At 63.4% G+C, this 14,077-nt stretch carries 7 protein-coding genes; 3 read left to right on the forward strand and 4 right to left on the reverse strand.

Annotated elements, in window-relative coordinates; all coding sequences use genetic code 11:
* The first annotated feature begins 260 nt into the window (after positions 1 to 260).
* Complete coding sequence (locus M2331_RS12990) at positions 261 to 6,800, forward strand: autotransporter-associated beta strand repeat-containing protein (RefSeq protein ID WP_181560664.1); 6,540 nt, start codon at positions 261 to 263, stop codon at positions 6,798 to 6,800.
* A gap of 726 nt (positions 6,801 to 7,526) precedes the next feature.
* On the opposite strand, the gene M2331_RS12995 is transcribed toward M2331_RS12990, so the two are convergent.
* Together M2331_RS12995 and M2331_RS13000 are read right to left on the reverse strand one after the other, a co-directional pair.
* On the reverse strand, positions 7,527 to 8,507 hold the full coding sequence (locus tag M2331_RS12995; protein WP_181561523.1) for an MBL fold metallo-hydrolase: 981 nt from the start codon (positions 8,505 to 8,507) through the stop codon (positions 7,527 to 7,529).
* Positions 8,508 to 8,790: 283 nt separating this feature from the next.
* A complete protein-coding gene (locus M2331_RS13000; RefSeq protein WP_181560665.1) occupies positions 8,791 to 9,978 on the reverse strand; it encodes a hypothetical protein in 1,188 nt (395 codons plus the stop codon).
* Between the two features lie 243 nt (positions 9,979 to 10,221).
* Between M2331_RS13000 and M2331_RS13005 the strand changes: the two genes are divergently transcribed.
* Both M2331_RS13005 and M2331_RS13010 read left to right on the forward strand, forming a co-directional pair.
* Positions 10,222 to 10,950, forward strand: coding sequence for a GntR family transcriptional regulator (locus M2331_RS13005; protein ID WP_181560666.1), 729 nt, complete (start codon positions 10,222 to 10,224; stop codon positions 10,948 to 10,950).
* 196 nt (positions 10,951 to 11,146) lie between these two features.
* Positions 11,147 to 11,998: a helix-turn-helix domain-containing protein gene (locus M2331_RS13010; RefSeq protein WP_264592454.1), complete on the forward strand. Its 852-nt coding sequence runs from the start codon at positions 11,147 to 11,149 to the stop codon at positions 11,996 to 11,998.
* A gap of 69 nt (positions 11,999 to 12,067) precedes the next feature.
* Here M2331_RS13010 and M2331_RS13015 read toward each other — a convergent pair whose 3' ends face one another.
* Both M2331_RS13015 and M2331_RS13020 read right to left on the reverse strand, forming a co-directional pair.
* Positions 12,068 to 12,814: an SDR family oxidoreductase gene (locus tag M2331_RS13015; RefSeq protein ID WP_181560668.1), complete on the reverse strand. Its 747-nt coding sequence runs from the start codon at positions 12,812 to 12,814 to the stop codon at positions 12,068 to 12,070.
* Positions 12,815 to 12,848: 34 nt separating this feature from the next.
* Positions 12,849 to 14,054 (reverse strand): cobalamin-independent methionine synthase II family protein, encoded by a 1,206-nt coding sequence (locus M2331_RS13020; RefSeq protein ID WP_181560669.1) that lies wholly within the window; start codon positions 14,052 to 14,054, stop codon positions 12,849 to 12,851.
* Positions 14,055 to 14,077 lie beyond the last annotated feature (23 nt).

The raw sequence follows: 14,077 nt of genomic DNA on the forward strand, positions 1-14,077 counted from the left end.
GCTCGGCCCCGCCTGCGATCGCGCTGAGCACCCAAGTCTTTCCGCGGAGGGAGACTGGCCTTTCTGTCACAGCGGATTGGGCAACCACGCAGCCAACTGGAACGCGGCGGGCAGCCTCAGCGGGGGCGCTGAGGCCAAAGCCTTGGCCAATCGACCACAGCACTCGCTGAAAAACCAACGGGGCAGAAGCGGCGCTCTACGCCCTGCTGCTGCCGCGCGCAACGATTACATCTAGATTTTTCAATACTTTGGGGGAAATCATGAATAAGCAAGCCAAGTTTCTCGTGTCGGCCGGTGTCACGGCCTTGTTGGTGGCGGCTTCATCCGCCGCGTCTGCCCAGAGCAGTGATCCGATCATCGTCGATGGGCAGAACGGCACCGGAAAAGTGGTCTCCGGCAACGCGGCGCTGTCCGGCAATAGCAACGTGGTCGGGAACAGCGTCGCTGTCGGAGAGGCTGATCGCCAGACGGTTTACACCAACTTCCGCACCGAAGGCGGCGCCGGCTCGGGCGGTGGTGCCGGTCTTGGCGGCGTGTTCTTCATTGATAGCGGCGCAACCCTAACGCTGAATAATGTGAGCTTTGCGAACAATCACGTCAAAGGCGGCGAAGGCGGTGGAATTGCCACGTCGTCGGTCGCGCCGATCGCGGTTTCAGTCGTCGGCGCCTCGGCAGATGCGTCCGCTGCCAGCATTCTGCAGCCGACATTGAGCGACGTGACTTACAATGGAAACGGGCAGTTCGTCGTCAACAAGATCATTTCTATCGGAGACAATACGCTCATTCAGGCCGGCGCAGGTATTGCCCAAAAGCTCGGTGACGGCTCGGTCGGCCAGGTGAACGCGACGATCACGGAGATCAATCCCGCGGGCAGCAACGCTTATGGGACGCTTAATGAAATAAGTCTGTCAGGCGGCATCGCGATCGATTCCTCCAACGTCGTCAGCGGCCTGCTGAGCGGCGGCAACACCGTCACTCTGAACGCCCCGGTGGCGGCTGCCGATGTGATGAGGGGCCAGACGGTCTATTACAAGGACACCAATAACGTCACGCGGACTGCTACGGTCAGTCAGGTCAACTATAACAGTGACAACAAAGTCACTTCCTATGTGCTCAATGAGTCGATTTCCGCGAACGGCCCGATCGACACGCCGGCTGTATCGGCCTTCGCGGTAACACGTTTCCAGTCGGCCTCCAGCTCGACGCTTTCGAACACGATTACGCCAACCGGACCGCTAGGCGGCTTTGCCGTGGGCATGACCGTCCAGGGCGCTGGCGTTCCGGCCAACACCGTCGTTACGGCTGTCGATCTGAACAGCGGTGTCGTCACCCTTTCGAACGCGATCGACCTCCAGCAGGTGACGTCGCTGAAGGCATCTTTCAGCCCCCTGATCTCGAACGGGAGCGGCAGCGCGACCATCCAGGTGGGCTCCATCGCGGGCTTCGCGGTGGGTCAGACCGTTTCGGGAACCGGCATTCCAGCCGGTACGACGATCACCGGGATCGACCCCGATACCAAGCAGGTGACGCTGAGCAACGTCATTGGCGCCAACGGCGTCTCGGCGATCACCGCCGGCAAGTTCGTGCTCACCAGCGATCCGGTGCTGAGCGTAAATAGCGGGGCAAAGACCATCCGCCTCGCCTCGGTTTCCGGCCTCACCGTTGGCAGCTTGCTGGTCGGGGATTCGGCTATTCCGGCCAACGCGGTGATTACCGCGATCGACACCGCAACCAATACCGTCTCCTACCGGATCGATCCGGAGGCAGCCAATCTCAACAAGGGCGGTGCCATGAACGGCCTGACCGCCTCGGCGCCCGCGGGCTCCAACGGTGGCAACGGTCAGTCGGGCAGTTCCTTCAACTCCATCCTCGTCGATGGCGAAGGGTCCGCCGGAACCAATGGCTATAACGGGGGCGCAAGTGCCAACGGTGCCGGCGGCGATGGCGGCAAAGGTGGCAGTGGCAGCAGTGGCAAGCCCTTCAACACCAGCCTCATCAATGCGGTTGCACAGGACGGCATCAACCTGGGGCTGAAGATTGCGCAAGGGGCCGCGGCTCTTGCCAACTTTCCGCCTGCAGCAGCGCTGTCGGCGTCATTCTACGTCGAGGTCGCCGCAGTCGGCGTGCAGCTTGCGCTTAACACCGCCAATCTCGTCACCTGGAATATCGACCTCGCGCAAGGCAAGGTCGGCCATGGCGGCAGTGGCGGCCAGGGCGGGAAAGGCGGCAACGGCGGCACCTTCTTCGGCGGTGGGGCCGGCGGCTCGGGCGGCTCGGGCGGTGCCGGCGCGACCGGGATCACGGACGGCGGCGAAGGCGGTTCCGGCGGCAACGGCGGCACGGGAGGCTTCGGCGCAGGCGGTGGTTCCGGCGGCGCGGGTGGCGCTGGCGGCCAGAACGGCCAGAGCATCGAAGGATCTGATGGCGATGGCGGCACGGGCGGGTTCGGCGCCGGCAATGGCTCGTCGGCTGGTGTTGGCGGCGGCGGCGGTTCCGGCTTCGGCGGTGCCATTTTCGTCCGCGAGGGCGGCACGCTGTTCATTCAGGGTAACTCGATCTTCGAGAACAATTCGTCTGTGGGCGGCTCAAGCACCAATGGTGGTGCGGCAGGCCAGTCCGCGGGTGGCGCGCTCTTCATGATGCGCGGTTCCTCCGTCACGCTGTCCCCCGGTGTCGGAAACACCATCACTTTCCGGGACTCGATTGCGGACGACAGCGCCACCAGCATCTCCGGAACCAGCCTTGCGGCCGGGAACGGCGCAGGCATCCGCATTGCGGGTGGCGGTCTGGTTCAGTTCCAGGCGGCAAACACCTATAGCGGCACCACCGACATCAATGGCGGCACATTGCGGGCCGACGATGGCGTGGGCATCCACGCATCGAGCCACATCCTGTTCAGCGGTGCCGGCACGATCGGCGCGTCGGGGCAGAATGACCTCAGCCTCACGAACGCCGGCGTGCTCCTCACCTCGGGCAATTTCATCCGCTCGGTCGGGTTCAACCCGAGCCAGATCTCATGGACAGACTCGACGGGTGCGACCAAGGGCAGCGGCGGTTTTGCCGCAACCGCGGAGGGCCTGACCGTCAACCTGGGTTCGCTGAACTCCGGCGTTGGCCCGACCCTGTACTGGAACGCGGGCGGGTTCCTCGCGAACGGCCAAACACTCATGTTCGGCTCCGATGCGGCCGAGGCAACCGGCATCGTCACCTTCCGCAACAGCATCAACATGAATGGCGGGACCGGCAAAATTGCCGTCTATGACAATGTCGCGAACAGCGATTATGCTGTCATGAACGGTGTCCTCTCCAACGGCGCGCTCGACGTGAACAGCGATGGCTTCACAGGCGCCCTTTATCTGACCGCCACCAACACGCTCAGCGGCATCACCGTTGGCGGCGGCACAGTTTCGACCAAGCTCAACGGCAAGGTCGGTCGCTTGATGAACGCCAGCACTGGCGGATCGGTTACCGTCAACGCCGGCTCACTGCTGCTCGCAGGCGACGAGACGCTGACCACCGTTCAGGTCTCGGCCGATGGCACCATGACGGCGCAGGGTGCCGTGACCAGCGGCGCGATCACCAACGCCGGACGATTGCTGCTGGCCGGCGGCGCCACAACGGGCGCCATCGCCAACAGCGGCACGCTCATGATGTCGAACGACGTCAATGCAGCCAGTGTGGACAACAGCAGCGTCCTTGCAATGCAGGCCGACCTCACTACGGCGGGCACGTTGAACAACGATGGGCTGCTCTTCGTGGTGGGCTCAACGCCCGAAGCCACGGAAGGCGCGGTGACCCGCAAGATCGTCACGGCAGGCCTGACCGGCGGCGATGAGAGCGTGATCCAGCTCGGCGGCCTGACCGGCACGGTCGGTAATGTGCTGATCCTCGATCAATCCGGAAACAGCAGCCACGCCGGCGCCATCACCGGCGCGGGCGCGCTGACCAAGCAGGGTGCGGGGAAGCTTGCCCTGACCGGCGTGAGCGACTTCACTGGTCCGCTCACCATTGAGGCCGGCGAAATCGACACCACCGGGGGCGGCACTCTTGCCAACACGCTGGCGGTATCTGTGAGTGAGAATGCCACCTTCACCCTCGGCACCGACGATGTCATCACGTCGATCAGCAACGCCGGGACGCTCACCGCCAATGCAACGATCGGCCTGAACACGATCGACAACAGCGGCAGCGCCACGATCAATGCGCTTCTCATCGCCAATGGCGATGTCAGCAACAGCGCCCAAGGAAGCTTTACCGTCTCCGCAGGCGCGAATGCCGGTATTGCCGGCAAGCTCTCCAATAGCGGTAGCTTCTCGAGCAGCGGCAATTTGCAGGTGGATGGCGATGTCAGCAACCAGGCCGGCGGCACCATGACGTTTGATGGCGCCGGATCGACCCTGTTGGCCAGCCTCGACAATGCCGGCGCCGTGACGGCTTCATCGCCGCTCGCAGTGACTGGTCTCGTCGCCAACAATGCTGGCGGCCTGATCACGCTGAACGCCGGCTCCACGCCTCAGTTCGGCAGCCTCCGCAACGCAGGCACCGTTAACGCCAACGCCAATCTGGTGGTGGCCGGCAGCTACCAGCAGAACGCCGGCAGCCTCACGGCCTTGCACGGCCTCTCGGTCGGCTCGCTTTCGGGCGAAGGTGGGCAGATCGAAATCGGCGCAAGCGGGATGACGATCAACCAGACCCAGGATGGCACCTATGCCGGCTCCATCTTTGGTTCGGGCACGGTCACCAAGACCGGTGCGGCAACGCTGACGCTCGCGGGCGGTGTCGACACGTTTGCACCGATCATGCTCAGCATCGAGCAGGGCGGCCTGACCGTCCAGAACGCAGGCATCCTCGACAATGCACTGACCGTGGACATCGCCGCGATTGCCACGCTTACCCTGAAGGCTGACCAGACCATCCACAACCTCACTGGGTCGGGCCTGCTTGACCTGGGTGCCAACTATCTCACCCTGGCGACGGGCGGCACCTTCTTTGGCCAGATGAAGGGCACCGGCAATATCCGGCTGGCCAGCGGCGCGCTCACCATCGAGGGCGCAGTGAACTCAACGGATGGCTCCTTCGTCGTGGAACCGGACAGCACGCTCAATGTTGCGGCCACCGGTTCGGTGACGACGACCGACCTCCAGATCACCGAGAGCCGCTTGAACCTGGAAGGAACCGCAACGGCCAAAACGGTGACGGCCAGCGGTGGCGCCGTCGTCCATCTGGGCAATGGCCTCGCCATGGGCGCGGGCGGTACAGGCGGCACGCTGACCGGTCAGGTCATTTACGTCAATGGCGGCAGCCAGTTGACCGGGAATGGTACGATCAACGGTCAAACCATCATCGGTGGAGCCAGCGCGGGAATTCTCTCCCCCGGCAACTCCCCGGGCGTCATGACCTTTAGCGACCTCACGCTGGCCAACAACTCGTCCACCTTGATGGAGGTCGACGGTCTGGCCGGCGCGGGCGTCGCTGGCGGCCACGATGAACTCATCGTGCGCGGCAAACTAACCATTCAGGGCAGCGCAGCGATGGTCGTCGGAAACTCGGGCGGGTCGGACGACTTTGTCCTTCCTCTTGGCAAGGGTGTCCGTCTGTTCAGCTTTGCGCCGGGCAGCGTGAGCGGCCAGTTCGGTTCGGTCACCAGCCTCGATGCAAATGAGAATCTGATGTTCAACCTGTCGAACGGCACGCTCTACGGCCTTGGCAGCTATACCCCTGCCAGCTTCGCCGCAGCCGTTTCTGCCAGCCCTGTCGGGCAGGCAGCAATGGAAGGCATCCTTGTCAGCAACAATGGCGGCGTGTCCCAATATTATGGCGGCAATCTGCTCGGATCGCTGACGTCTGCCCTGGCGACCGGCGGAACAGCTGCCCTGGAAGCCGTGCTGACCCGCTGGTCGCCCGGCGGCTATGGCGGCATTGCCGACGCGATGAAGGTGGCGGCTCTTAATAATCTGCCTGAACTGGGCGATTATGATCGACTGTCACCCGGCAAGACGATCGCCACGGGGTCGGTCCAGCATCAGAGCCTCAAGGGTACGACAGCTGCAGGATACCAGCGCAACAGCTTCAACGACACGGCGTTCAACATCGGCTTTGCCCGCGACCTGCCCTTTGCCCAGCTGAGCCTGTGGTACGGCCACAACACGGGCGGCTTCCAGAACGAAACGATCAACGCGGACTTGGACGGCAACCAGTTCGGCCTCGGCGTATCGCTGCCTCTGGACGGCGACCAGTCGTTCCGCGTTCTGGGTCGGTTCGTCTATGGTGACTTCAAGACCAAGGGCGACCGGTCGATCCTGGGCGGCAGCGCAGCCTTCTCGTCGGTTGGCGGTTCGGTGATGATGTATGGCGGTGGCGTCCAGTACGTGACGACCCAAGGCCGCATTAGCTTCGATGCAACGGCCGAGGTGCTGGGCCTGCGGCAGCTGCGCGACGCGTTTTCCGAGCGGGTGTCGACTGCGGGCCTGGATCAATTCAACATCCGGCGGATGAAACGCCACGATGCTGTGGCAAAGCTGGACGCGAAGCTGGGTTATGCGTTCGCATCGGCGCTCACCGGCTACGCAAAGGTTGGCTACGTCCACGACTTTGGCGACGACTTCACCAAGGTGGTCGCTGATGGCGCGTTCGACCCGATCGTCGTATCCGTGGGCACGCCGGGCCTGGCGCAGGACCGCGTCTTCGGCGGCCTGGGTCTCCAGATGCGGCTGAGCCAGAAGGTCCAGCTGAACCTGGACGGCAATGCCGGTTCGCAAAGCAGCTACCGCGTAAACGGCGGCGTCCGCGTCCAATTCTGAAGACGACAGGCGGTCCGCTTACGCGGGCCGCCTGCAACATAGGGGCGGGACAAGAGTGCAACGTCATAGCCGCGGCTGTACGGCTCGAGAGTCTGCCCGACAAATAGCGCAACTTTTTAGCGGTCATTGCAGGAAGCCTGACCGGGTCAATCCATTGCCGGCGAACGGAGGCTCAGCCACAATCCGAGGCCCGACATCGCCTGCTCGCAAGACAAGCTCATCCATCGATTTGGGGACACAGGAAGGCGTCGAATTGCAGACGGGTGGCGGGGGCAAATCTGGGCGGCAAGCTGTCGGGCTGCGATCATATCCGGTCGACCATGTTCAGGGACCCGCAATCCGCATTCGAGCGGGGTACGGCCAAGCTCGGCTCGGCAAGGCTCCCTTAGGACCCGAGGCATGGTTTCCACCCAACGAATGACCACTATGGGGGCGTGATCGACCCATAGGTCCATAGACTGCGGGTGGCTCACGCCAGCAGTCGAACTGTCCAACGTGCGGTCACGCTCAAAGCTCTCAGGTCAATACTCCTTACGGCGTCGTTGACGAATTGAACTCCGCATTCGCCTTGCATGTTGAGGTCTACAGGCCGAGCGCTGAGTAGCGCTTGGTGAATCGCGCAGGCCTCAGCAATTGGCGAAACGTGTAGCTTTCTGACTCCGCCCACGGCCTGATATCAGCACCCCCAAGGACAGGGCGTGTGCTGTAGCGTTCGACAGCCCCCCATCACAGGTCTCGAGTCTCCCCCGGCCAGAGCGCCGGAAACCGGGCGGGATCGATCCCTCTCGCGACCAGGCCGGCCTGCAGGCGCGTCCGGGGTTCGTCCCATGGTTCGTCGGTGAGCTTGAAGGCACCCCAGTGCATGCCGATGGCGGCTCGTGCTTCAAGGTCCAGCATGATCTGGATCGCTTCCTCCGGATCGGTGTGCTGGGCGGCCATGAACCAGCGCGGATCATAGGCGCCGATTGGAATGATCGCGAGGTCCATGGCGCCAAAACGGTCGCGCATTCGCCGAAAGATGCCGCCGGTGCCATAGCCGGTATCCCCGGCGAAGTAGACGAGCCTGCCGGCCGCCTCGATCACAAAGCCCGCCCACAAGGCCATGCGCCGGTCGCGCCAGCCGCGCGACGACCAGTGGAGTGCGGGCACGATGTGGACCTTGAGGCCCGGCGCAACCTCGATGCTGTCGCCCCAATCTCCCACGCCGAAGCGGGCAGCCGGAATGTGCTTGCGGACGATATCGTCGTTGCCCAGCGGCGTGACGATCAGCGGATGGTGACGACTGTGGATCGCTTCGAGCGTCGCGATGTCGAGATGATCGTAGTGATTGTGGGAGAGCAACACGGCGTCGAGCGGGGGAAGGTCCGCCAGCGCAACACCGGGCGCGCAGATGCGCCGAGGCCCGGCGAACGAAAGCGGACTGGCGCGATCGGACCAAACGGGGTCTGTAACGAGATTGTAGCCCCCGATCTGGATCAACAGCGTGGCATGGCCAATCATCGTCACACGCAGGCCATCGACTCTTTCGTCCGGCACGACAGGCTTCACCGCGACCGACTTGGGCCAGGGGTTATCGGGGACGTTGCGCTTCCAGCGCATCACGTCCCGCAGTGAGCGGTCCGTCTCTGGTTCGTCGCGCAAATTGTGAAAGCGGAGACCGTCGAAATGATCGGTGACGGGGCCGTTATAGTAGCGGTTCTTCGGCATGTGGTTCACCGACTCCCTATCCGGCGCCACTCAAATGGCGTTTCACTGTGGCAGATCAAGTCCGGTCAGGAGAGGGCGACCGCCCGGCGTCGGGTTGCTCAGCGTTGAGATCGTCAGAGCGAGACGCCAGCGCTCAGGGCAGGAGATCTGACGTTCTATAGTGACCAGCCAGCTGTCCTGTCAGACGTGATTGGTTGCGATTTGGCCCTATCCGTGCGTCTGCATTTCTGACGAAAACGGCAGGGTCAACCCGCCACACCGCAGCGACAAGCATCATCCCCCGTCACTCGACCCGCTCGATGACCAGACACTCGTCCCGGAACCACAAGCGCCCGTGCTTTGCCAGAACCTCCCGGGTGGCAGCCAGATAGCCAGGTCCTGTCATTTGCTCGGCCACGCGCTCATTCTCGATTTGCGCCACATAGGTTGCGGCGATCCAGGCGGAATAAAGCGCAGACGTACCGATGAGCGTGGCATCCCGGTCGCCTTCGCTGCCCAGCACGTGCATTTCGAAGCGAATCGACGCGGCTTCATCGGAAAGCGTGTCGAAGGCATAATGGGCGGTGCCGCCGGACAAGGCTGCTTGCGTGGCCCGGATCAGGTCCTGCCGGCCGTAGGGAAAGGGCTGCTCCTCCGGCCAGACCTTGCGAATGATCTCCATGGCCGGATCGTCGCCGGCGGATTGCACCACGATCAGTCGGCCGCCGGGGCGCAAGGCCCGCGCCAACGGCGCCAGCACGCGCTCAGCCTTGAACTGCACGTCGGCCTTGAGGCGAAAGGGCTGGCTCGCCAGGACCAAATCGAAATCGGCCCGTGTCGCGGCCGGGCGAGGAATGACCCGGTCGAGGATGAACCGATAGGCTTCACGATAGAGCAGCAGCACGGTCGGCGTTTCTGGCGACAATGCGCCCGTCGCGGGGTTGGCCTTCATCCGCCAATGGTCCGCGAGAAACGGCATGAGAGACTGGATCTGCTGCTCCATGTCGGCAGAGGTCTCGCCGTGCAATGCGACGTCCTTCCAGACCAGCGCCTTCTGCGCCTGCGGACGGGCGCGGCGCAGCCAGGGCGCCTCGGCATAGGAGATGTTGGTGAGTGCCACGACCGTTTCGGGATGCTCGACGAAGCGATCCGGCAGCTTGTCGAGCGCGAGGCGCAAATCCTCGAGACTAATCTCCTTGCCGACCATATAGAAGGGCAGGCGCGGGAAGCGCCGGTGCATGGCGCGCAGTAGGCGCGACATCACGGTGCCGTCGCCAACGCCGGCATCGAAGAACCTCAGTGCGGGCTGCTGCGGATCGAGATGCTCAAGCTCCTGCGCGACGCGGTCGGCGATCACCAGCTTCTCGGTACAACTGTGCACGAACATCAGGTAATTCTGGCGACTGTCGTAGAAGCGTGGCTTCGGCCCGGAGGGTTGGGGCGCTTCATCCTCCGGCACGCGGTCGGGCCGGTTTCTATTCGTCAGTTGCATATCTGCTCCCCTATCGCCTCGCGACCTTTGCCTGCCGTTCGCAGGCGGAGCGAATTGTCCATCCACGGATGGCCGGGTAAACCACATTGCATCCCACTCGTCCGAGAAGCGCGGTTTGCGGGCCTTTCCAACCTGCCTCAGGCGGAACTTCCGCTTCGCCAATCCGGCATGGACGCGCGATAGCATCTGCGGCGTGCCGTTCTGCCGGACAGCGCCGGCCCGGCACGCTATAAACGCCCGACGATGACCCTGCCCCCTGACTTCCCTGCCGATGAAGGCGCCGCCGACACCCGACCGTCCCGCTCGTCCGTGCGTGCCCGGCGCAAACTCCAGCGCAGGCACGGCCTGGTCGAAGACGTGTTCCAGATCATTCGCGCGGACATCATGGCTCTGCGCATTCCGCCAGACTCGCGGATCTCGATCGACAAGTTGGCCCGCGAACTCGGCATTTCGCAAACGCCGATCCGCGAGGCCTTGAGCATGCTGGAAGCGATCGGCCTGGTCGTGCGGCGCCTCTATGCCGGGTATTGGTGCGCGCCGCAGCTTTCCAGGACGCAGATCGACGATCTCTTCGCCGTCCGATTGCTGCTGGAGCCGCACGCCGCCCGACATGCGGCGCTAAACATGACCGACGCGGATATGCGCGCGTTGACACGCCATGTCGCGCTGATGGACCCGCAGACCCATGTTTTCGGCTATGATGACTACGCCGATCGCGATGCGGAATTGCACGAGATGATCGCGCGCGGCAGCGGCAATACGATCATTCAGGAGACGCTGGGACGGCTGCACGCGCACCTCCACATTTTTCGCCTGAAATCGAATACCGAGGTCGCGATCGAAGCCAGCCGCGAGCATGGGCTCATCGCGCAAGCGCTGAGCCGTCGGGACGCGGACGGGGCCGAAGCCGCCATGCGGCTACACATCGGCAACTCCTATGAACGGCTGATCGGAGAGCCGCAGCAAAGCTAGGCTTGTGGCGGACCGTCTTGCGCAGGTCCATTGACTGCCAGCGCAACTAGGATATCGTATAGGAAATACGAAAAAACGGTGGAGAGGACCGTCTTTTATGCGTCGAGCAAGAGCCATCGAGCCCAGTCAGGCACCGCCCGTGGTCTGGAAAGGCGGGCGGGCACAGGTGACGGTGCACAGCCGCATCCCAAACTCCATGCTTTTGGCCGAACAACTCGGGCCGCTGTTACTGATCCAGATGCGGTGCGGCTCCGTGACAATTTCCCGGCCGGAAGGCGCATTGACCCCCGCCGATCGTCAATCGACCTTCATCCTCGTCCTGTCCGGCGGGGCCAGCCTGCGCCATTATGGCCGGCAGATCGAACTATATCCCGGTGACATCACCATGTACGATCACAGCGCCGAATACACGCTGCACTTCGGGCAGCCGACCCAGGTGATCATGATCCGGGTGAACTCAACCGCCATCCGACAGATTTTTCCGGTGCCCGACAGCTTCTATGGCCAGCGGATTCCTGGCGATGTGGGGCTGACATCCACCGCGCTGGCAATGGCGAAGGATCTCTCCGCCAAGCTCGAAACAAGGCCCGGTCTCCACTTCAACGAGCGCGTGGCCACGCATCTGCTCGATGTGCTCGCCACGGCCTATGCGGAAGTCATGGACGAGCCGTCATCTGCGACATCGCTAATGGAGCGTCGCTTCTGGAAAGTCCGCCTCTTCATCGAGGAAAATCTGCGCGACCCGTCGCTCTCTCCCTCGCTCGTGGCGGAACGGCTTAAACTATCGGACCGCTATCTTCGCATGATCTTCGCCGTAAGCGATGAGTCCCCCTCGGCCTATATCCTTCGTCGGCGGTTGGAGGAATGCGCGCGGCAGTTCAGCGACGAGCGCTGGCGGGGCCGATCCATTACGGAGATTGCGTTCAGCTGGGGATTCAACAGCGCCCCGCATTTCACGCGCACGTTTCGCCAGCATTTTGGCATGGCGCCCAGCCAGTATCGCCTAAAACACGCGACGGAGCGCGCCGAACCGGCCCTGTTGCAGTAAATCTTAGAAAAGCGCCCCCCGGAGGGGCGCGCATAAGCCCCACTCCGGAATGACGGATTTAAGCGCTCGTCACCGCGCGCCGGCCACGGCGATATTGGCCCCGGCCACATAAGAGGCCGCGTCGGAAACCAGGAACATGACGGCGGCGGAGACTTCCTCGGGCTGACCGGCCCGGCGCATCGGCAAGGCCGAGGCGATCCGGTCCAGTTTCCCCGGGACATGAATTTCGGTGTCGATCGGCCCGGGCGACACCGCGTTGACACGAATGCCCTGCGGAGCGACTTCGCGCGCGAGCCCCAGTACGAGGCTGTCCACTCCGCCCTTGGTGGCCGCGTACCAGACATGCTCGCCGGGCGCCCCATAGAGCGCAGCGCGCGACGAGATCAGCACAATCGAGCCTCCTCCCCCGCCGTTCGCGGTGGACATGCGACGCACGGCCTCGCGCGCACACAGCAAGGCGCCGGTGAGATTGACATCCACCACCTTGGCCAGCAGGTCGTCGCTCGCGTCCACAAGTGCCGAGGATTCACCGACGATGCCGCCATTATAGACCAGCGCCGCCAGCGGGCCGACCTGATCGACGGCCGCAAAGAGCGTGGTGATGTCGCCGGCAACACCAGTATCCGCCTGGACCGCCTGCGCCCTTCCACCTTCCGCCCGAATGGCATCCACCACGGCCGCTGCCATGTCCGTTCGGCCGGCATAGGTGAGCAACACATGGTAGCCCGCCTTGGCGGCGTCTCGTGCGATGGCAGCTCCAATGCCCCGGCTTCCGCCGGTCACCAGAAATACGCTGCGATCGCCTTGATCCACCATGTTTGATCCTCGTGACTCGGCATCCATACGCAAATCAGGATTTCAGGCGCTTGCTGGCGATGCGGCAGCCTTCCGCCATGGCCGACAGCTTAGCCCAGACGATCTCCTCATGCCCCACGCGCGACCCGATGCCACAATCGGTGCCGGCGTGGAGATTCTCCATGCCGATCAACTTGGCGAAGTTGACCAGCCGCTCCGCGACCAGTTCGGGATGCTCGACCAGATCGGTATAATGCCCCACCACTCCCGGCGCGAGAATCTTGCCATCGGGCAGTTTGAGGGTTTCGAACACGCGATATTCGTGAGCATGGCGCGGATTGCTCGCCTCGAACGTGTAGGTCTGCGCGTTGATCATCAGCATCAGGTCGGCGATGTGCTCAAAGCCGATATCGTGCACATGCGGACGGTGGCCACTGCCCCAGCACATGTGGAAACGGACCTGCTCCTCGGGCAATCCTTCCAGCGCGTGATTGATGACCTCCACGCAGAAGCGCAGATAATCGCGATATTCCTCGACGCTCCAGTCGGGGTGGAACATCCACGCCGTCGCGAACTCCGGCTCGTCGATCTGAACGATCAGGCCCGCGTCGGTGATCGCCTTATATTCCTCGCGCATGGTCGCCGCGACCGCCATCATATAGTCGCGCTCGTCCCGATAATGCAGGTTGCGGGTGCCGGCGCCGAGGCTGAGCGGGCCGAGCGCCGCGATGAAGCCGTCCGCGCCATCCTTGCCGACCAGCGCCTTTTTGAGCGCCGCAATATCCTTCTGGATTGCTTCCTGACCGATATAGGTGACCGGCCCATCGCAGATCGCTTCCGTCTTCGAGGGCTGGGGCACGACGCCGGGCTTGGAAAAGCCGGGACGCACCGGGCCGCCCGAGCCGGCGAACCACAGGCCGGATTCATAGAAGCCGGGGAAATCGCGGCGATCCCGCTCGGCCACAAATGCGCGTTTGGGTGCGAGGCCTTCGGGCCGTTCGCGTTGTCCAAAGCCGGTGATGCGAGCCTGAATATAGCCCACATAATGGCCCATATTGGCGGCTTTGACATATTCGCCATCGTTGACGATATCGACACCGCACGCGATCTGCTTGTCCACCACCCACTGCACCGCCAGCGGCAGTTGCTCGTCGATCTCGGCGCGATGATCGTCGGCCTTCGCCAGCAGCACGTCCAGCTTGGCGGGCCGGGGCAAGTTGCCGCCGTGGCTGCTCAGAATGTGGTCGGTAGAACGTCTCATATCAAATCAATCTCCATGGCGGT

Source organism: Sphingobium sp. B10D7B (assembly GCF_025961955.1).
Classification (GTDB): domain Bacteria; phylum Pseudomonadota; class Alphaproteobacteria; order Sphingomonadales; family Sphingomonadaceae; genus Sphingobium.

Excerpts from the sequence above, each read along its gene's own strand:
- M2331_RS13010 (WP_264592454.1), top strand. The coding sequence starts at position 11,147 with ATGCTTTTGGCCGAACAACTCGGGCCGCTGTTACTGATCCAGATGCGG.
- M2331_RS13000 (WP_181560665.1), bottom strand. The coding sequence starts at position 9,978 with ATGCAACTGACGAATAGAAACCGGCCCGACCGCGTGCCGGAGGATGAA.
- M2331_RS13005 (WP_181560666.1), top strand. The coding sequence starts at position 10,222 with ATGACCCTGCCCCCTGACTTCCCTGCCGATGAAGGCGCCGCCGACACC.
- M2331_RS13015 (WP_181560668.1), bottom strand. The coding sequence starts at position 12,814 with ATGGTGGATCAAGGCGATCGCAGCGTATTTCTGGTGACCGGCGGAAGC.
- M2331_RS12995 (WP_181561523.1), bottom strand. The coding sequence starts at position 8,507 with ATGCCGAAGAACCGCTACTATAACGGCCCCGTCACCGATCATTTCGAC.
- M2331_RS13020 (WP_181560669.1), bottom strand. The coding sequence starts at position 14,054 with ATGAGACGTTCTACCGACCACATTCTGAGCAGCCACGGCGGCAACTTG.
- M2331_RS12990 (WP_181560664.1), top strand. The coding sequence starts at position 261 with ATGAATAAGCAAGCCAAGTTTCTCGTGTCGGCCGGTGTCACGGCCTTG.